Raw genomic sequence first — 17,502 nt, forward strand, 5'->3', positions numbered from 1 at the left:
TTAAACACATTTAATATCTTTTTACAATATATTTAGTTGCTTATATCATCCTCCTTTTATCCGATTTATAACGTTCCAGGTAATTATTGATCTCTCAGAACACTCTGTTTCTATAGCAATTCCAGGAATTATTGCCTTGCGTTTTATTGTACCTCGTTCAACTTCCACGTGTCAATACTTTATCTTGTTAAAGTGCATGAGGGTCTTTTTTCCTTACCAACCACACAGACAACGTACTGCCCGCCAGTGCCACCAGGAATCCGGCAAGAACATCCGTAGGATAATGAACCCCCAGATACAGCCTGGAAAAAGCCACAAGTGCAGCCAGGATCACTGCCGGAACACCGTATTTCTTCGGAAACATCCGCGCTATCACCAACGCAACTGCAAAAGATGCTGTCGTATGTCCTGACGGGAAAGAAAAATCTGTCGGTTTTGCGATCAGCGGAGTCAGAGCATCGATCACTGCAAAAGGCCTTGCTCTTGCTACCAGATTCTTAAGAAGTACATTGGTGACAAGAGCTCCAAATATAATTGATAAAGATGCTGCGCATCCCACTTTTCTGGTCTTCGGACTCACCAGAAGGATCACTGCACACAGGATCCAGAACCAGCCTCCGTTTCCCAGAAATGTGATCATTTTCATAACCGGTGTAAGAATATCTGACCGAAGATATTGCTGGATCAGAAGCAGAATCTCTCCGTCCAGATTTTGTATTGAATGTAAAATACTCATATATACCTTGCTGTTAAACCAGCATTCACCTCTTCCTCTCTTTATTTTCCTGCTGGCAATACAGACGATTCCTTTTTATTCCTGTTGTTATCTGCGTCTGCCTGCCCCAAATATTTGTCTTATACAAAACGCCCCTGCACTGCCAAAAATATCACAGCACAAGGACGCTTTCCTCCCGTTACTCAAAACTTTCGTAACTGTTCCGTATCTTCACAGTTACAAGCTTTCTATAATAAATTTTTCTTTTTCCGATACAATTTCTGTTCTTTACGCTCCGCGTTCTGCCTCCCGCTCTTTGTAGTGATGAGCCTCTTCAAGCATCATATCCTTCACCTTCATCAGTCGGATCTGCGTACTTCTCTCATTTTCATCCAGCTTCATGGTGATGTATTTGATGTTTGCCTGAGCTTCCGGTATAATTACGTGCTCCAGAGCATTTACACGTCGTCTGGTCTTCTCGATCTCGGAAGCCATCAGCTGGCAGGCTTTTTCCACTTCTGCCAGACGAAGCATGTCAGGAAGTATATCCTCCAGGGATTTCACCGCTCCGTCCAGATCACTGGAGGTAAAAGCAAAACCATAGGAATAGATATCGTTAGCATCCGGTGTTCTTGTTTTATATTCAAAAACAGGAATATCCACACTCATGACATTCTTTTTTCCGGTTTCCAGATAAACTTCCTGCTTGGGAGCCATCAGTGCCGTATTCAGAGTTTCCTCCGACATTCCGGCTTTTGCAATAACAAAATTGGTATTGGCACTTCGGATACCAGCCTCTACCTTCTGACGCAGCTCCATGTTCTCGCGTACCAGGTCCAGAAACTGTCTCATCAGCTCATCTCGCTTATCCTTCAGAAGCTTGTGTCCGCGCACTGCAGTCACCAGCTTTTTTTTCTGCTTCGTAAGCTCCATACGGGTAGGATTCACCTGTGTTGATGCCACAAATCATCCCCCCTTTATACTTTTCCGTAATACTGGTCAAGGAATTTGTCATCGATACGTTTCAGCTCGCTTCTCGGAAGAATGGAAAGCAGCTTCCAGCCAATCGCCAGTGTCTCCTCAATATCACGGTTTGCCTGATAGCCCTGAGAAACATATTCCTTTTCAAAAGCATCTGCAAATTTTGCATAAATAAGGTCAATATCAGAGAGAGCAGCCTCGCCAAGAATGGTCATCAGCTCTTTGGCCTCTTTACCACGGGCATATGCAGCAAACAGCTGGTTCATGGTGTTGGCATGATCCGCTCTTGTTTTGCCTTCACCGATACCTTTATCCTTCAGTCGTGACAGAGACGGAAGAACATCAATCGGCGGTGTGATTCCTTTGCGGTAAAGCTCACGGCTCAGGATGATCTGTCCCTCTGTGATGTAGCCGGTAAGGTCAGGAATCGGATGAGTCTTGTCATCCTCAGGCATGGTCAGGATCGGAACCATGGTGATACTTCCTGCTTTTCCTTTCTGACGGCCTGCGCGCTCATAAAGAGAAGCAAGGTCCGTGTACATGTATCCGGGATAACCACGACGTCCAGGAACCTCTTTACGCGCTGCGGAAACCTCACGGAGAGCATCCGCATAGTTTGTAATATCTGTAAGGATTACCAGTACGTGCATGTCTTTTTCGAAGGCAAGATACTCTGCTGCTGTCAGTGCCATTCGTGGAGTAGCGATACGCTCAACAGCAGGGTCATTTGCCAGGTTTACGAAAAGAACAGTACGGTCTATCGCTCCGGTTTCCTTAAAGCTCTCTACAAAGAAGTTTGACTCCTCGAAAGTAATACCCATAGCAGCAAATACAACCGCAAACTGCTCATCTTTTCCACGAACCTTCGCCTGTCTTGCGATCTGTGCCGCAAGCTGTGCATGAGGAAGACCGGATGCTGAGAAGATCGGAAGCTTCTGTCCACGAACCAGTGTATTCAGTCCGTCGATCGCAGATACACCGGTCTGGATAAACTCCTCCGGATAACTTCTGGCTGCAGGGTTCATCGGAAGTCCGTTAATATCTCTTCTCTCTTCCGGAAGGATCTCAGGGCCATCATCGATCGGTCGGCCCAGACCGTCAAAAACACGGCCCAGCATGTCGCCGGATACGCCAAGCTCCATGCTTCGTCCCAGAAAACGTACCTTACTGTTGGAAAGGTTGATACCTGTGGAACTCTCAAACAGCTGCACCAGTGCATTGCTTCCGTCGATCTCCAGAACACGGCATCTTCTTGTTTCGCCATCGGCAAGCTCAATCTCACCAAGCTCGTCAAATGCCACGTCTTCAACGCCACGTACCAGCATCAAAGGGCCGGCAACTTCCTGTATGGTTCTATATTCTTTTGGCATTTTACAGGCCCTCCTTTCTCAGAAGTTCTGCAATCTCTCCTGCAAGCTGACGTGTTACTTTTTCATATTCTGCTGCCAGCTCATCCTCTTTCGTATATTTGTAACGGCCGATCTGCTCACGAACCGGCAGTTTTACGATGTCGTTGATATCAGCTCCCTGCTTCAGCGCATCCACGCCAGCATCATAAAACGCAAGTACCAGACGCATCATATTGTGCTGTTTTTCCAGAGATGTATAGGTATCGATCTCATGGAAAGAGTTCTGGTGAAGGAAATCCTCACGGATAGAACGGGCTGCCTCCATTTTCAGGCGGTCGCCAGGTGAAAGTGCATCCATACCTACCATCTTTACGATTTCCTCAAGTTCTGCTTCTTCCTGAAGAAGAGTCATCATTTTCTGACGAAGCTTCATCCAGTCCGGTGCCACATTCTCATCAAACCAGCCGCCTACGCTGTCCAGATACAGAGAATAGCTGGTCAGCCAGTTAATAGCCGGGAAATGACGTTTGTATGCAAGATTCGCATCCAGTCCCCAGAATACCTTTACGATTCGAAGGGTTGCCTGGGAAACAGGCTCGGAAATATCACCACCAGGAGGTGATACAGCACCAATGGCTGTCAGCGCACCCTCTCTTCCATCCTTTCCGCTGCAGATCACATGACCTGCACGTTCGTAGAACTGTGCAAGACGGGAGCCAAGATATGCCGGATAACCTTCCTCACCCGGCATCTCCTCCAGTCGTCCGGACATCTCACGGAGAGCCTCGGCCCATCTGGATGTGGAATCTGCCATCAGAGCTACGGAATAACCCATATCACGGAAATACTCTGCAATGGTGATACCTGTATAAATAGAAGCCTCACGTGCCGCAACCGGCATGTCTGAGGTGTTGGCGATCAGAACAGTACGCTCCATCAGAGACTGTCCTGTTTTCGGGTCCTTAAGCTCCGGAAACTCGTTCAGAACATCTGTCATCTCATTTCCACGCTCACCACAGCCGATATAAACCACAATATCTGCCTCAGCCCATTTTGCAAGCTGATGCTGGATAACTGTTTTACCGCTTCCAAAAGGTCCCGGAACTGCTGCAACGCCGCCTTTTGCGATTGGAAACATGGTATCAATAACACGCTGTCCTGTTACCAGAGGTTTTGCAGGCGGAAGTTTTTTCTTATATGGGCGGCCACGTCGTACAGGCCAGTGCTGCATCAGTGTCAGCTCCTTGTCCCCATTTGCAGTTGAAAGAACCGCAATCGTCTCATCCACTGTGAATTCGCCGGATTTAATTTCTTTCAAAGTTCCCTTCATATTCGGAGGAACCATGATCTTCTGTGTAACAACAATGGTTTCCTGAACAGTTCCGAGAACATCGCCGCCTTCCAGCTCATCTCCAACTTTCGCTGTCGGAACAAAGTTCCATTTTTTGTCTCGTTTCAGTGCAGGTACCTCAACACCACGTTTCAGATTGTTGCTGCCTGCTACTTTCATGATATCGTCCAGCGGACGCTGGATTCCATCGTAAATACTTGTGATAAGGCCAGGTCCCAGTTCTACAGAAAGCGGAACTTCCATTGACTCTACCGGTTCTCCCGGACGAAGTCCTGAAGTCTCCTCATATACCTGTATGGAAGCCTCATCTTCGTGCATCTCAATGATCTCACCGATCAGACGCTGATCGCTTACACGGACCACGTCGTACATATTCGCATCTCGCATACCCCTGGCAATTACCAGCGGGCCTGCTACTTTTTTAATGGTTCCTCTGCTCATCTGAACCAATCACCTGCTTTCTTGTCACTCATTACTGAAAAGAATATCAGAACCAACTGCTGTCTCCACAGATTTCTTCACATTTTCGATACCGGCACCTGTATTCCCGGAAATTCCCGGAATCTGGATAATTGCCGGAATCAGTGTCTCACTGTATCTGCTGATCTCTGCGGAAAGCTGTTCCGCCAACTGTTCCGTAATATAAATAACTGCATATTCATCAGCTGCCAGACGGTTAAGCTTCTCCCGTCCCTCCTGGGGATCCTCCACCGGAAAAGTATCAAGGCCAAGAGCTGCAAACCCGTAAATGCTGTTATAATCACCTAAAACTGCGATCTTATACATACATCTCCCTTGCCCTTTCCCGGATAAACTCTTCCGGAAGGCCGCTGCGCTTTCCGGTAAGAATGATCCGCACCGTCTTGATCTCATTTTCTCTGGCAAGTACATAAGCTACCAGCGGTCCCAGTGAAAATGAATTGTACAGCTGTGGACGGATCGTTTCCATGATCTGGTTGTCGCACCATCTCTCAAAAGCTGATGCCGACTCTGCCAGTGCCTGTGCCCCGTCCACATATTTCGTTTCTGCCAGATAACTCATGATCTGATCCATTCCGCTTACTGCTGCATGGATCAGCCTCTCCTTATCCAGCGTGTCACATTCTGCCATGGCTTTCTTCATAAAATCCGAACTTTTTCCTGTTTTGCAGGCACGTACTGCGATCCGGATATCTGCTACTGCTACCGTGGATTCCGCATACTGCCGGACGATCTCCTCTTTTGACCGTTCCCCGGCTTTTTTTATGGCATCCAGTGCTGCCCTGTCAACAATAATATCCGCAAGCTGACCGTCTCTTGTATACAGAAAAGTCTCATACGCTTCTCTGGCTGTTTCCCTCATATATTCCGGAAAACGGTCATATTCCTTATCTTTCAGGAACTTTACCATATCTTCCCCGTCAACAGCGCAATCACTGAAAAAAATATTCGGTACTGCACCAGCCAGAATACTGGCTTTCACTGCAGCCTTCAGGTTATGGAAAAGATCCTGATAGGAAAGAACGGAAAATACAGATCTGTCCGCTACCAGAGAATCCATGATCTCCCATATCTTCTCCCTTTCCCTGGAAAGGATCGCATCTGCTCCTGCCGCAGGATCACCATTTCCCCAGCCTTTCTCAGTGAGAAGCTGCAGGCACTGCTGTTCATCCTGACATGCCAGAAGCTGCTCGATCGCTGCCTGATTCAAAAGTCCGGTCTCCAGAACACGTATCCGCGCCACCGCATAGGCATAATCTTCACCAAACATATTTCACGCCCTCCTTCTTGCGATGGTGTTTTACGCAAACAAAATCTTTCTTACCTGATCCAGAAGTTCATCCCGTTTCTCAGCAAATACAGCATCAATTGAACAATTCTCCTCAATACCGCCGTATACCAAGATGAAACCTCCATCTATATTTCTGGCTTCACCGGAAAACTCCAGCGCGCCGCCCTTTTTCTCAGCCATGCTCCTGATCTCCTCACGGAAATCTGCTGGCATCCGTTCCAGATCCTTCCGGGAAAAACAGATCTCCCCATCTTTAGGAAGAAGATATTTCCCAGCCATATTTTTAAGGATCTCAAAATATTTCTCTTCATCCAGATTCTTCACACGTTCACAGGCATCTGCGATCACACTTCCGATCAGTTCCTGCCTGGCAGCAAGAACTGCGGTACGTCTCTTCATATCTGCCGCAGAAGCTGTACGCTCGTCATAACTTTTTACCTTTGCCCTGGACTGTTCCTCCCGCTGCTGCCGGATCTCATCTGCTTTCTTTCCGGCTTCATCCAGGATCTCCGCGGCTTTTTTCTCCGCATCACTGATCGTAACAGCTGCAGAAGCATCGGCCTCTTCAAGAATCTGGCTCACCATCTTCTCTAATCCTGTCATGCTCTGCCCCTCCTGATAAATCAAACCTGAATTCCGCTGACTGCAAGAATGGAGATCAGAAGAGCCAGAATCGCATATGTCTCAACCATTGCCGGGAAAAGCATCGCTTTACCGAACTGCTCAGGCTTCTTGGCAACGATACCGATGGAAGCTACAGAGGTCTTACCCTGATGGATCGCAGAAAGAAGACCTGCGATGGCGATCGGGAGACAAGCCACAAAGATCATAAGACCGGTTTCCAGGGAAATATCAGCAACACCGCCGCCCAGGATACCAACCTTGGAAAGTGCAAGGAATGCAACCAGAAGTCCGTAAATACCCTGCGTACCGGGAAGAAGCTGCAGAAGAAGAACTTTTGCGAATTTATCCGGATCTTCTGTTACAACACCAGCAGCTGCACGGCCGGCTGTACCAACACCGATAGCAGAACCTATACCTGCAAGAGCCACGGAAATTGCTGCTCCCAATAATGCCCAAACGATACCACTCATAATATTAGTCCTCCTTAATATCTACATATTTTGTATTTTCGCGGAATGGGTGGAACTCTTTTCCCCCGCCCTCAAAGAATTTGCCGAAAAATTCCACGTACTGTAATCGGCAGGTGTGCACATACGCACCCAGAAGATTGATCAGAAGATTAAATATATGACCAATCACAAATACAAGAATAAATACGATCCATCCCAAAATACTGTCTCCCAGCATACTTCCCATCTGGTTCATAACCGATGCGATAACACCGGTGGCAAGTCCCAGAGCCAGAAGTCTGGAATAGGAAAGGATATCACTTACCCAGCCTGTAATGTTATAAAGATCGTAGGCTCCAAGAGCCAGTCTCAGAAACGGATTCTTCTTATCTCTTCCTGACATGAAAAGGATTCCAACAGCACCGATGATCGCCATCCATTTACCGATCTGTACCACTGCTGCCGGAAGATTCAGATCCATCTGTGAGATAGAACGGAACATGCTGCTCGGAATAAAAATCAGGATCAGTCCCATAAGAAGCATGAACCAGAGCACTACATCACAGAAAAAGTCGAGATATTTTTTATCACGGATCAGCATATAACCCTTCAGCCCCATTCCAAGGAACATATGGATCAGTCCAAAAAGCATGGAGAACACCAGAAGTCTCATCGGCTCATTCAGCGGTGCAAACCATACCGGCTTCACTGTGACCGGTTTATGCAGATATACTTTTGAAAATACATCTATGAAATCTCCGAAATATCCGCCAAACATCACGCCCCAGAACAAAGTGGACAATCCACAGTACATGAAAAGCCTGATAGATTTCTGCATTCCGCTCTCCATTCTGGGGAACTTCAGAAGCACTCCCAGACATACTGCAAAAACAATAAGTCCATACGCTGCATCTGATAACATCAGTCCGAAGAGGAATACATAACATGCTGTCATGATCGTTGACGGATCGATCTCTCCTTTGCCTGGAAGACCGAAAGCTGCCAGAACTCCTTCTCCTGCTGCTCCGAATTTACCATTCTTAAGGACAACCGGAACACCCTCTCCATCAGCATCTTCTGCTTCAAAAACAATATCGTATTTCTCCGTAAGCCGTTTCTCTATTGACGGAACCTGTTTCTTCGGAATATATCCGGTCACAAAAAAAGTGCTCGCTGACTGGCGGAGCTGGCCCAATACTTCGTACTTCTGTGCACGGATCCGAAAATAATCCGAAACAAGCTGAAGGTTATTCTTATGAGTATGAAGGCTGCGGATCTTCTCCTGTATCCTGCCTGTTTCTTTATGGATACGTTCCACTTCATCCTTCAGGTTCTGAAGTTCCTGTGCAGGTACTTCGGAAACCAGCTGTGCAGGTCTTGCAAATCCCTGCATACGAAGAGCCTCTTCCATCTGCTGTGCCTGAGACTTAAGACATACAACAGCCAGACAAAGCTTTCCGGCATCTGACGAAATCTCCTGAATATCAAAAGCTTCCAGATCAGGTGCATCTGCTGCAAGCCGGGTATATACCTGGTCACGTGTCACATTCCCGTCGATACTTCCAATCAGTACTGCTGTCAACTCTGTTCCGGAAAAATTCATTGGAATATCCAGAGCGATCCAGGGTGCCAGCGCAGCTTCCTGCTGCTCGATCTTAATAACAGCTGCACTGTTCTCTGTAAGACGCTTCCTGTATTCCAGGATCTCCCTGGCTGCCTTCAGTATTTCTTCCTGATTCTCAATGACTTCCTGCTCCTGCTTCCTCCCGACCAGAGGCTTGCCGGCCAGTGAAGCCAGCATAGATTCCTTCTCCTGTGAAAATTCATCCAGAATCATAATTGCCTGGTCACATAGGGATGCATTCTTTTCGAAAAGCAGCCTGGCATTCATGGTATCCATGGTCTCAAGATCGGGATCCAGCTCTGCCGCATCGATCTCCAGAACTCCAAGCGACTGCAATTCTTCCAATATGGCCTTACGGTTCTTCTTCATTGCGCAGATACTGATTCGCTGCATCTGCAATACTGCCATTTTCGCATTCCCCCTCTCAGAACAAACTGTCCATTACTGCCTGGATCGCCTGCTCACGCTTCGACTCCGCTTTCTTTTTCAAAGCTGCAAGTTCCTCCTTTACCTGTTCATCGACAGTGTTCTCTGTACTGTGTGCACGCTCCTCAGCAGCTTTCATATCAGATGCCGCTTGTCCGGCAGCGGTTGTCTCCGCCTTTCTGATAATCTCCTCCGCCTCTTTCTCAGCCTCGCTGACGATACTCTGTGCACGAACGGATGCATCTTTTATTTTCTGCTGTGCTTTAGCCTCCGCTTCTTTCACTGCCTTGATCGTTTCCTGGATCATCTGATCACCGCCTCTCTGCATATCCAAATTGTACCATAATTGTATCTGTAAAACAATATTTTTATGCAATTGTTATATTTATAATTTATTTTCCGTTAAAATATCGTCGATTTTGTTATATTTTTGCCGTTTTGCAGAGACTTTTTGTTTATTTATTCTGTTCGTGTTTTTTATTTTTATACATAAAAAAAGAATCATCTTCCAGATAAAAACCTCTTCTGCGTCTTTATCTGACAGATGACTCTTTTATGTAGCTGTTCCGGTTATCTTTTAATTATAGATATAATTTGCGTAATCTTCGCTTTCAATATTCTCTGCATCGATCCACGCCGGGTCAAGCAGAACTTTTTTCTCAATTTTTACTTCTTTCTTAGGTGCTGTTGCCTGGATCGCAGCCCACATGGTCTGATATCCCATTGCATAAGGATTCTGTGAAAGAATGCCAAGTTCGTCTCCGCTCTTAACCGCTTCCTGCTGCTTGCTGGTTGCATCTACGCCAACCATGGCAACCTTATTATCACCTGTATCTTTATTCACAGACAGGAACATCTCCGATACATCGGCATTGGTGCAGAAAACACCATCCAGTGCCGGGTATTTATCAAGAACTTCCTGCATGGCTGCTTTCATATCATCAACCTGATCGGAATAAATTGTCTCAACAACCTTGATATCTGTGTAGTTCGCAATGTTATCCAGAAAGCCCTGTACACGTTCCTGGGAGCTCTGAGTCTTCTCCTGTGCTGCAAAAACAGCTACATTTCCCATTTTTCCAATGGCACTTCCCAATTTATACGCTGCATATTTACCGATCTGCACATTATCTGTTCCGCGAAAAGCCTTCACCAGCTTCGTATCGCTGACATTGGAATCAAAAGCGATCACCGGGATTCCGTTCTCCCTGGCAGCCTCAAGCTGTGCCTGGCAGGATTCCATATCCCCGGCAGAAAGGCATACAACGGACGGATTCTCCGCAATAACTGCATCAAGTGTATTGATCTGGCTCTCTACGTCCTCTTCATTGTCCGGTCCTTCAAAGGTCATTGTGATCTGGTCATCTTTCTTAAAACCATAAGCTGCGTTCACATCCTTGACAGCAGCCTGCATTCCTTCTTTTACTTTATCCCAGAATTCACCCTTCGTACTCTTACTCACAACTGCGATCCTCGCTCCTGCCTCAATCGACAGGCTGTCATCGATCTCAGGAATCGCCGGATTCTTCTCTTCTTCCATCTCCTGTGCTTCAGGAGTCTCCTGGACATCTGCAACAAGCGGTGCAACTAGCTTCTCTACTTCTTCCTTCTGACATCCTGTCAGCAGAGTCGCCGCAGCCAACAAGGCCACTGACATTACTGCAACTCTTTTCATTGTAATCTCCTCTTCCTCGCTGGTTACTGTTCTTCATGGCCTCTCTTATCCGTCCACAGTAACGTATACTTTACAAAAATCTTACATTTGGTTACTCGCTTTTTACATTATACACTTTTTCGTATTTCCGTCCAGAGTTTTTACAGTTTTTTCACAAAATCCAGAAATGCGCTGCCCTGAGGCTCTGTTTCGAACTTCATCTGCTTCCCTGTTTTCGGATGCTTAAACTCAAGGCCGCAAGAGCATAATCCCAGGGATACACCTCTCTCCCCTGACGGATTGTACTTTCGGTCACCAAGAAGCGGCATTCCTGCATGTGAAAGCTGCACACGGATCTGATGATGGCGGCCTGTTTCCAGTTTGATCTTAAGAAGTGTACGGATCTTTCCATTGATTTCCTTCTGATCCAGTACTTTATAATGAAGAATTGCTTTCTTCGCCCCCGGTGTATTGGAAGGTACTATCTGTGATATATTGGCCCTTCCGTTCTTTTTCAGATAATCAGTAAGTGTACCCTCTGATTTCTCCGGCTTCCCTTCTGTTACTGCCAGATAATACTTCCCTGCGCCCCCGGCCATAATCTGCTTGCTTAGATTTCCCGCTGCACCGGATGTTTTCGCAAAAACAAGAACTCCTTCTACCGGCTGATCGAGGCGATGGATCACCGCCAGATACGGCATTTTTCCGGGATTCTTCTGTGCAAGATAATTCTTCAAAGCACTTTCCATATCCATGGTTCCTATCCCCGCTGCCTGTACCGGCATTCCCGATGGTTTTCTGCAGACAAGAATATCTCTGTCTTCATACAAAATATTTTTTTCAATTTGATTATTATACATTTACAGCTTACTTCCTTTCTCACAGAAGTATAACTGATGATAATTTTAATGGCAACCGGTAAATATATTTTATAAATTCACAACGAGACGGTCATCACTTTTTTTACTTTAACAGTTTCAAAAAATGATGACCGTCTCAACACTCTTCGTTATTCAATTTTTCTTCCTCTTCATTCTTTCGAATCGAGTTTTCTGGTTATATTTCTTATTTAATAATCGAAATCTATGATTTTATATACCTGATAAAATAATTCCGATTCTCTGTATTAAGTTTTTATAATTTTTTCTTTTTCTATTCCTTCGTATTATTTATTTCCTGCTCATAAACGATCAATATATAAATTATATCTGTTCGATTATTTAGAAAGTTTTATAGATTTGGAAATCAATTAATCCGAGGTTCGATTTCCTTTTTATTTTTTGAAGAATTGCGGTGGTTACACTTTTTTCTGTTTCCTAAATAATTCTGAACTTAACTTCTTAAATTCAAAACCATTTGTCATCTCTGTACCTTATGATCTGCTGATTCAAATCGACCTGTTGGGATTTTCTCCTCTGCAGTTCTGATAAAGTATCCTGAGAAAAAAGTTCCTTCCCGATTACTTCTATTATAATATCCTATCAGATATTCTTCTGATGCAAAGCTTCAAACCATATCCTGATGTTGCTGATATGCTTTTCAAAGTATCGTTCTCATCTTCACTTCTGTTTCTGGAATCTCTTCTTTCCAACAAACCGGTGAGTTGAGGGTTTTACTCTTTCGGGAAATATTTCTTTACATATTTCCTGAAATCTTTGTACCAGGTGTGTGACAGTTGTTCAATATGAGTTACCGATTCTATAATACCTGAAATACTGAATTCCTTATGTTTCTGATTTCTCTCATTTTAACTGATGTTAAAATATAAGTAAGATTTAAGAGGTTCTTATTTATATCTTATGAGAGAAACTGATGTATTTCTTAAGGGATATCATTATGTGATATGTATCAGGTCTTTCTTGCAGGAAATCCGGTTCCTGTCACTCTCATATTGATGAAGTTGTTTATTATGTTCCCACTGGAATCACCTTTTCCTTTCTTATCTTCATCCTTTCATGTGCATCTATGCTATGAATTGAATGAATTTCTTATTTTTTTGATTTTGTTTTATCTCTTGTTCTTTTTGATGGTCTTATAATAACACTGTTGTGTTGTTTTGTCAATACATTTTTGTATTTTCATATTAATATTTTTGTTTATTATTTGTTTTATGTTTTTATATTTTACTATTTGTTTGTATTTTTTATTATTTTCTGTTAATTTATATATAAATATCCGGAATCCATGAACTTCTAAAAGCCACATATCCCGGATATTTATGATTATACTATTTCATTCCATATTCTTTGAAAAGTTTCTGCAGTATCTCCGGATTTTTCATTGCTCGGAATATGTCTTCTTTTCGGCCATCCCGATCCAGGCGGTTATAGAGTACATTAAGACGGTTCTCTCCCTTGCGCTCGCCTTCTTTATGTGCATCTTCCAACTGCCACTCAAAATGTGTGTAAATATACTCGCATCGAGATAACGTAGACTCTCACGAGTTCTACTTACTGCTTCACCGTGTATGTTTTTGATTGACCGAAATCATATCTACTCACAGGTTCTTGTACACTCCACAGTCGTAAATTCCCGAAAATAGCCTTCGGTACATACTCACGTTTGCGTTTTAGTTATGCAACTTCGTAAGTTATTGCATCTCTCAAATTAAGTGCAGCATTGAAATCTCTGTCTTCGACATAACCGCAACTGCATTTGAATATTCTATCTGAAAGCTTTAAATCTTTTTTGACAGCGCCACAGCAGTGACAGGTTTTAGATGATGGATCCCTTTCTATTTGTTTTTTATACTTACGAAGTCCGTACAACCTGCAAGAGAACACCTGGAGTATTGAAACAATATCCTGCACGAGTTCTTCTTGTGGTGATAGTTCTTCATTGTTCACTAACACGATGATCGTATTGAATTTCGCACAAAATTTTTCAAACCAGTCGTAACCAAATCTGATAAATCTATCTTTGTGAGTTACGATTATGGTTTTGATTTTTTGTTCCATCACTTCATCTAATAATTCGTTCCACTTTTTACGATTGTAATTAAGGCCACTTCCATAATCTTCAATACACTGGTCTACAATAATACCTTTGGCATCCCAATGTTTTTACAAAATCATCCACTGTCAGCCCATCGTCCGGTGACTTGTATTCAATGATATTATATCTCCGGAATATTTTTCCGATCTCATTTTGGATCTGCACATCCTTTAATTTTTCTATTACCAGGAGATCGATCTGTAAGGGTTTCTTGCTTAGGTTGTATTCCCGGTGATATTCCAGATCAGCCCGGTTCTGGCGCAGCTCGATCTCTGCTGCTGCGTAGAACCCCGGATGCCACTGGATTTTTTTATCCGAGATTGATTTGTCGTGCATCGGTTAAGATCCTCCAGTTTATGTAATTCCCTGCTTTCGGGTCTTGTCTGATGTACGCTGTCGGATTGTACCGATTTATCCTGATTAACGTGAGAACGTTTTTATCTTTTGTGATGTAAAATGGTTCCTTTCTGGTTATAGGATAGCATGTGCGGCAACTAGCTTCAACCTGTTCTTTTCGACAAAATCCCCGGTCAAGAGATTTGGTCTGAATGACATTCCTCCTGATCGGGGATTTGGATATAGATGTTTGAAAAAGCTGAAACTCCGTCCCTGTTATCACCGTTAAGCTTCTTGCAAAAAACATCAAAAAGTGCTATTATCATCGTAATTATCAAGTTTTAGGAGTTGAATGACAGTGAAAAGAAAGACAGTTCTTCGATTTGGAGTGGCTTTATTGTCCATTGGTGTTGCTGCCATACCTTGGGGAAGCAAGATTTCGGATAAGGTGGTTTTTGCCAAAGAGTTATCAACTTTTGAAAGTGATGACGGGTTTACATCTGCAGTGCCAGAAGATGCTGAAGGGCAGAACAGTACAGAAGATATCAGTACAGAGGATATCAATACTCAGGAACCTGCAACTGACAGTGAGACAGTAAGCGAAGCGCCAACACTTACATCTGTTGCCTTAAATATTGATCCGGATGCGGAAACGATCCCAGTTGAATTTTTAGACTATGTGAATGATCTTGACATATATTCTGTAATGCTTGTATACTCGGATGGTACAGAGAAAATAGTGGATCAAACAGATACCTGTTATGATTTTTCTGCCAGTTTTGAAGATGCCAGTGATACAGAAGGGATTGTACACCGGACTTATCATATTACAGTAAAAGATAATTCTACGGGAATGGTATATAATGCTGATGGAAGCATTGATTTTGGAAAAAATGACCCAATTGAGATAAAAACAGCAGAAATGACTTCTGTAATACTTGAAAACCAAAAGAAGTGGGTTATGGTCCGGTCGGTTCCGGGCATCACAGGTCGTTACGCTATGAACTGTGATAAAGCGATTGCTGCAATATATTATGCTGCTGATGGTGAAGAAGCTGTTTGCGCAGAAAATAATTTTGAATTGCAGCAGGGAATTACGTATAACTTTTTAATTAAATTGAATTAACTTAGAAACCGCTGTCTTGTACAGCGGTTTCTAACTGAATCAAACAAACTCCTGCTACTATTCAGAGGTTAGCCGGACATGAGATAACCAGCAAGAGGTTCATCACGTTCTCTAAGCTCTTCTTTAAAATCAATATCCATAAGTGAGCCTCTCTTTCTTGAGGAAAAGTATAAACACAGTTTTTCCTGCCGCAAATGGTTATCCACAAAATAAATTTCGTCATTTTTACAATGACTTATACATACCTCTGAATAGTAGCCAGTACATTATACTTATCCCACCATAATATAAATCATATCTGTTTCTTTGTTGTTCTTGACGTTTTCATCCCATTTGATGTGCAAAATATAATACGTTACATAGTAGCCGGTGGCATCCTTTTCATTAGGAAGAACTTCCTCATTAGTTGACTTCCAGTAAAGAGGCTCTGCGGATGTCTGGACCTTGTCATAGGAGCCGGTTTGATTACCGTTGCTATCCGGATATGTAATTGCATGATACGTATCTGTGGCATAGCCGGTGTTAGGTTCTTTATTTAAGTAATCGCCTTCCAAAAGATTTCCCTTTTTATAATTTTTGCCAAGATAACTAAGTCCTTCATCTTGTGGTGATAATTCAGCTTTATATATTTCATAATTAAATCCTATATTTGTGGTATGTGCCAGCTGAAGGTAATACTTTATACCAGGTTTTTCGCTGTATACACAAAAAACTACATCTTTATAGTTACTGGTTTCGGAAACATCAATGTTTCCAAGCTCCAGCTGCTGGATTGGCTTTGCATCTCCGGCTCCGATGAGAAGGGCATTGGGCATATTTATTTTTGTGATCGTTTCCATGCTTCTTTGCATATAAAGCCATGCCAGAACAGGCACTGCCAGAAGAGCAAGAGCCGCAAGCACCGCAGCAAATACAGCGCGGTTTTTCTGTTTCATATCATTACCACCTCAATCTTAATCTTTATCATCTGGCATTCAATGTCAGCTTTACATACTGGACATTACTTCCAATATACTGGTCTGCCAAATCGTAGTACGCAGCTACATTTCCGTAAAGAGCAGAGTTATACCTATTTCTTATCTGTTTAAGAGTATCTACCGTAACAGTAGCTTCTTCTGTTTCCCAGCGTAAATAGCGATTTGAATTACCTGAATTGCCAGAACTTTCATCTAATCCTTTACACATTTTAGCAAACAGCTTTGATGGAAGAGCTTCCAGATTGCTGTCGGAAGCACTTTCAGCTTTTTCTGCCGGAAAAAGCAGCGGGCGGGTTCCGGTATAGGACTCTTTTTTTAACAAATAGGATTCCAGAAGCTCCGGCCAGATCCAGTAAACCGTAACCGGATAAGCGTTCTCTGCTTTGGCATCCTTAATGCTCCAGATCAGTTCTCCATTCTCCTTTTGGGACAGCGAAGAATTATCTAGGCTCATGCTCCATGGATCCCCGTCCTGGGATATCCATCCTTTATAGGAATTCTTTTTCTCATCGTATCCGGCAAACAAAAGAATATGTCCCTCTAACAACTGCTGGGCATCTGCTTTAATATCAGTCAAGGATTCTGACGTTAATTCTGTTCCGGTATTCTTTAAGGTGTATCCGGTAAGTGAAAGCGTCAAGGATACGTTCAGTGCCCCGTTTTTATGAGGAATTATATAGAAGGTTATACTTCCGCTGGAGCCAGGTTCGATTCCAAGGCTTTTGTCTTTTTCATTTCTCAGATTGCTGTCATCTGTGATTGCCCAGCTGATAGCTGTATGGCTTTCGCTAGTGACCGAATATTCCTTGTTCTTCTCTCCATTTGGAACCGATAGCAGATTATCATAAATACCATTTGTACTTTCAGCATTTTTTATGGAGGCAGCGAGGTCAAACTCGCTGCCTGCTGCCCGGATATTCATCCCTGTAGAATCTACTTTATTATTGGAAACAAACCATGCAATACTGGCAACGATTATGGCAATTAAGGCTGCAAGCATAATGAAACCGGTTTTAAAAAAAATCTTCCACTGATTTTTTAAATCCTGCATTTCCTTTCTGGCTTTTTGTCTATATTCCTCAGGCGTTAATTCCTCTTTTTTCTTTTTCCCTGGCATCCTGCTTC

General features: G+C 43.6%; 17 protein-coding genes and 1 pseudogene. 1 reads left to right on the top strand and 17 read right to left on the bottom strand.

What is annotated here, in order from left to right:
- Positions 1 to 187 precede the first annotated feature (187 nt).
- From AC04Q4_RS10500 to AC04Q4_RS10570, 15 genes and pseudogenes are all read right to left on the bottom strand, one after another.
- Positions 188 to 736 carry a phosphatase PAP2 family protein gene (locus tag AC04Q4_RS10500; RefSeq protein WP_476388937.1) on the bottom strand — a complete coding sequence of 183 codons (549 nt, stop codon included), beginning with the start codon at positions 734 to 736 and terminating at the stop codon, positions 188 to 190.
- A gap of 267 nt (positions 737 to 1,003) precedes the next feature.
- A complete protein-coding gene (locus tag AC04Q4_RS10505) occupies positions 1,004 to 1,678 on the bottom strand; it encodes a V-type ATP synthase subunit D (RefSeq protein ID WP_119240458.1) in 675 nt (224 codons plus the stop codon).
- A gap of 14 nt (positions 1,679 to 1,692) precedes the next feature.
- The gene (locus AC04Q4_RS10510) at positions 1,693 to 3,066 is read right to left on the bottom strand and encodes a V-type ATP synthase subunit B (protein ID WP_118061791.1); all 1,374 of its coding nucleotides are present in this window, start codon (positions 3,064 to 3,066) and stop codon (positions 1,693 to 1,695) included.
- Position 3,067: 1 nt separating this feature from the next.
- A complete protein-coding gene (locus tag AC04Q4_RS10515; protein WP_476388938.1) occupies positions 3,068 to 4,837 on the bottom strand; it encodes a V-type ATP synthase subunit A in 1,770 nt (589 codons plus the stop codon).
- A gap of 24 nt (positions 4,838 to 4,861) precedes the next feature.
- A complete protein-coding gene (locus AC04Q4_RS10520) occupies positions 4,862 to 5,182 on the bottom strand; it encodes a V-type ATP synthase subunit F (protein ID WP_119240455.1) in 321 nt (106 codons plus the stop codon).
- Positions 5,175 to 6,146: a V0D/AC39 family V-type ATPase subunit gene (locus tag AC04Q4_RS10525; RefSeq protein ID WP_173738386.1), complete on the bottom strand. Its 972-nt coding sequence runs from the start codon at positions 6,144 to 6,146 to the stop codon at positions 5,175 to 5,177. The genes AC04Q4_RS10520 and AC04Q4_RS10525 overlap by 8 nt, the downstream gene beginning before the upstream one ends.
- A 30-nt stretch (positions 6,147 to 6,176) precedes the next feature.
- On the bottom strand, positions 6,177 to 6,770 hold the full coding sequence (locus tag AC04Q4_RS10530; RefSeq protein ID WP_173738385.1) for a V-type ATP synthase subunit E: 594 nt from the start codon (positions 6,768 to 6,770) through the stop codon (positions 6,177 to 6,179).
- Between the two features lie 20 nt (positions 6,771 to 6,790).
- Positions 6,791 to 7,261 carry a V-type ATP synthase subunit K gene (locus tag AC04Q4_RS10535; protein ID WP_015526259.1) on the bottom strand — a complete coding sequence of 157 codons (471 nt, stop codon included), beginning with the start codon at positions 7,259 to 7,261 and terminating at the stop codon, positions 6,791 to 6,793.
- A 4-nt stretch (positions 7,262 to 7,265) separates the two neighbouring features.
- Positions 7,266 to 9,272: a V-type ATPase 116kDa subunit family protein gene (locus AC04Q4_RS10540; protein ID WP_476388939.1), complete on the bottom strand. Its 2,007-nt coding sequence runs from the start codon at positions 9,270 to 9,272 to the stop codon at positions 7,266 to 7,268.
- A 16-nt stretch (positions 9,273 to 9,288) separates the two neighbouring features.
- On the bottom strand, positions 9,289 to 9,597 hold the full coding sequence (locus tag AC04Q4_RS10545; protein ID WP_173738383.1) for a hypothetical protein: 309 nt from the start codon (positions 9,595 to 9,597) through the stop codon (positions 9,289 to 9,291).
- 270 nt (positions 9,598 to 9,867) lie between these two features.
- Positions 9,868 to 10,965, bottom strand: coding sequence for a substrate-binding domain-containing protein (locus AC04Q4_RS10550; RefSeq protein ID WP_173738382.1), 1,098 nt, complete (start codon positions 10,963 to 10,965; stop codon positions 9,868 to 9,870).
- Between the two features lie 140 nt (positions 10,966 to 11,105).
- Positions 11,106 to 11,804: a pseudouridine synthase gene (locus tag AC04Q4_RS10555; protein WP_476388940.1), complete on the bottom strand. Its 699-nt coding sequence runs from the start codon at positions 11,802 to 11,804 to the stop codon at positions 11,106 to 11,108.
- A gap of 1,367 nt (positions 11,805 to 13,171) precedes the next feature.
- Positions 13,172 to 13,330: a hypothetical protein gene (locus AC04Q4_RS10560; protein ID WP_476388941.1), complete on the bottom strand. Its 159-nt coding sequence runs from the start codon at positions 13,328 to 13,330 to the stop codon at positions 13,172 to 13,174.
- Positions 13,331 to 13,517: 187 nt separating this feature from the next.
- Positions 13,518 to 13,997, bottom strand: a pseudogene (locus AC04Q4_RS10565) (IS607 family transposase); the annotation flags it as partial.
- On the bottom strand, positions 13,963 to 14,274 hold the full coding sequence (locus AC04Q4_RS10570; protein ID WP_476388942.1) for a hypothetical protein: 312 nt from the start codon (positions 14,272 to 14,274) through the stop codon (positions 13,963 to 13,965). The pseudogene AC04Q4_RS10565 and the gene AC04Q4_RS10570, both read right to left, overlap by 35 nt.
- A gap of 358 nt (positions 14,275 to 14,632) precedes the next feature.
- Here AC04Q4_RS10570 and AC04Q4_RS10575 point away from each other — a divergent pair, with 358 nt between their 5' ends.
- A complete protein-coding gene (locus tag AC04Q4_RS10575; protein ID WP_476388943.1) occupies positions 14,633 to 15,400 on the top strand; it encodes a hypothetical protein in 768 nt (255 codons plus the stop codon).
- A 272-nt stretch (positions 15,401 to 15,672) separates the two neighbouring features.
- Here AC04Q4_RS10575 and AC04Q4_RS10580 read toward each other — a convergent pair whose 3' ends face one another.
- Both AC04Q4_RS10580 and AC04Q4_RS10585 read right to left on the bottom strand, forming a co-directional pair.
- On the bottom strand, positions 15,673 to 16,335 hold the full coding sequence (locus tag AC04Q4_RS10580) for a hypothetical protein (protein ID WP_476388944.1): 663 nt from the start codon (positions 16,333 to 16,335) through the stop codon (positions 15,673 to 15,675).
- A 28-nt stretch (positions 16,336 to 16,363) separates the two neighbouring features.
- Positions 16,364 to 17,494, bottom strand: coding sequence for a hypothetical protein (locus tag AC04Q4_RS10585; RefSeq protein WP_476388945.1), 1,131 nt, complete (start codon positions 17,492 to 17,494; stop codon positions 16,364 to 16,366).
- Between the last annotated feature and the right edge of the window lie 8 nt (positions 17,495 to 17,502).

The sequence above is a fragment of the Blautia sp. HA8986 genome (assembly GCF_056504635.1).

Coding starts and splice junctions, on each gene's coding strand:
- AC04Q4_RS10515 (WP_476388938.1), bottom strand. CDS start 4,837: ATGAGCAGAGGAACCATTAAAAAAGTAGCAGGCCCGCTGGTAATTGCC.
- AC04Q4_RS10540 (WP_476388939.1), bottom strand. CDS start 9,272: ATGGCAGTATTGCAGATGCAGCGAATCAGTATCTGCGCAATGAAGAAG.
- AC04Q4_RS10535 (WP_015526259.1), bottom strand. CDS start 7,261: ATGAGTGGTATCGTTTGGGCATTATTGGGAGCAGCAATTTCCGTGGCT.
- AC04Q4_RS10570 (WP_476388942.1), bottom strand. CDS start 14,274: ATGCACGACAAATCAATCTCGGATAAAAAAATCCAGTGGCATCCGGGG.
- AC04Q4_RS10520 (WP_119240455.1), bottom strand. CDS start 5,182: ATGTATAAGATCGCAGTTTTAGGTGATTATAACAGCATTTACGGGTTT.
- AC04Q4_RS10585 (WP_476388945.1), bottom strand. CDS start 17,494: ATGCCAGGGAAAAAGAAAAAAGAGGAATTAACGCCTGAGGAATATAGA.
- AC04Q4_RS10555 (WP_476388940.1), bottom strand. CDS start 11,804: ATGTATAATAATCAAATTGAAAAAAATATTTTGTATGAAGACAGAGAT.
- AC04Q4_RS10550 (WP_173738382.1), bottom strand. CDS start 10,965: ATGAAAAGAGTTGCAGTAATGTCAGTGGCCTTGTTGGCTGCGGCGACT.
- AC04Q4_RS10530 (WP_173738385.1), bottom strand. CDS start 6,770: ATGACAGGATTAGAGAAGATGGTGAGCCAGATTCTTGAAGAGGCCGAT.
- AC04Q4_RS10580 (WP_476388944.1), bottom strand. CDS start 16,335: ATGAAACAGAAAAACCGCGCTGTATTTGCTGCGGTGCTTGCGGCTCTT.
- AC04Q4_RS10510 (WP_118061791.1), bottom strand. CDS start 3,066: ATGCCAAAAGAATATAGAACCATACAGGAAGTTGCCGGCCCTTTGATG.
- AC04Q4_RS10500 (WP_476388937.1), bottom strand. CDS start 736: ATGAGTATTTTACATTCAATACAAAATCTGGACGGAGAGATTCTGCTT.
- AC04Q4_RS10525 (WP_173738386.1), bottom strand. CDS start 6,146: ATGTTTGGTGAAGATTATGCCTATGCGGTGGCGCGGATACGTGTTCTG.
- AC04Q4_RS10545 (WP_173738383.1), bottom strand. CDS start 9,597: ATGATCCAGGAAACGATCAAGGCAGTGAAAGAAGCGGAGGCTAAAGCA.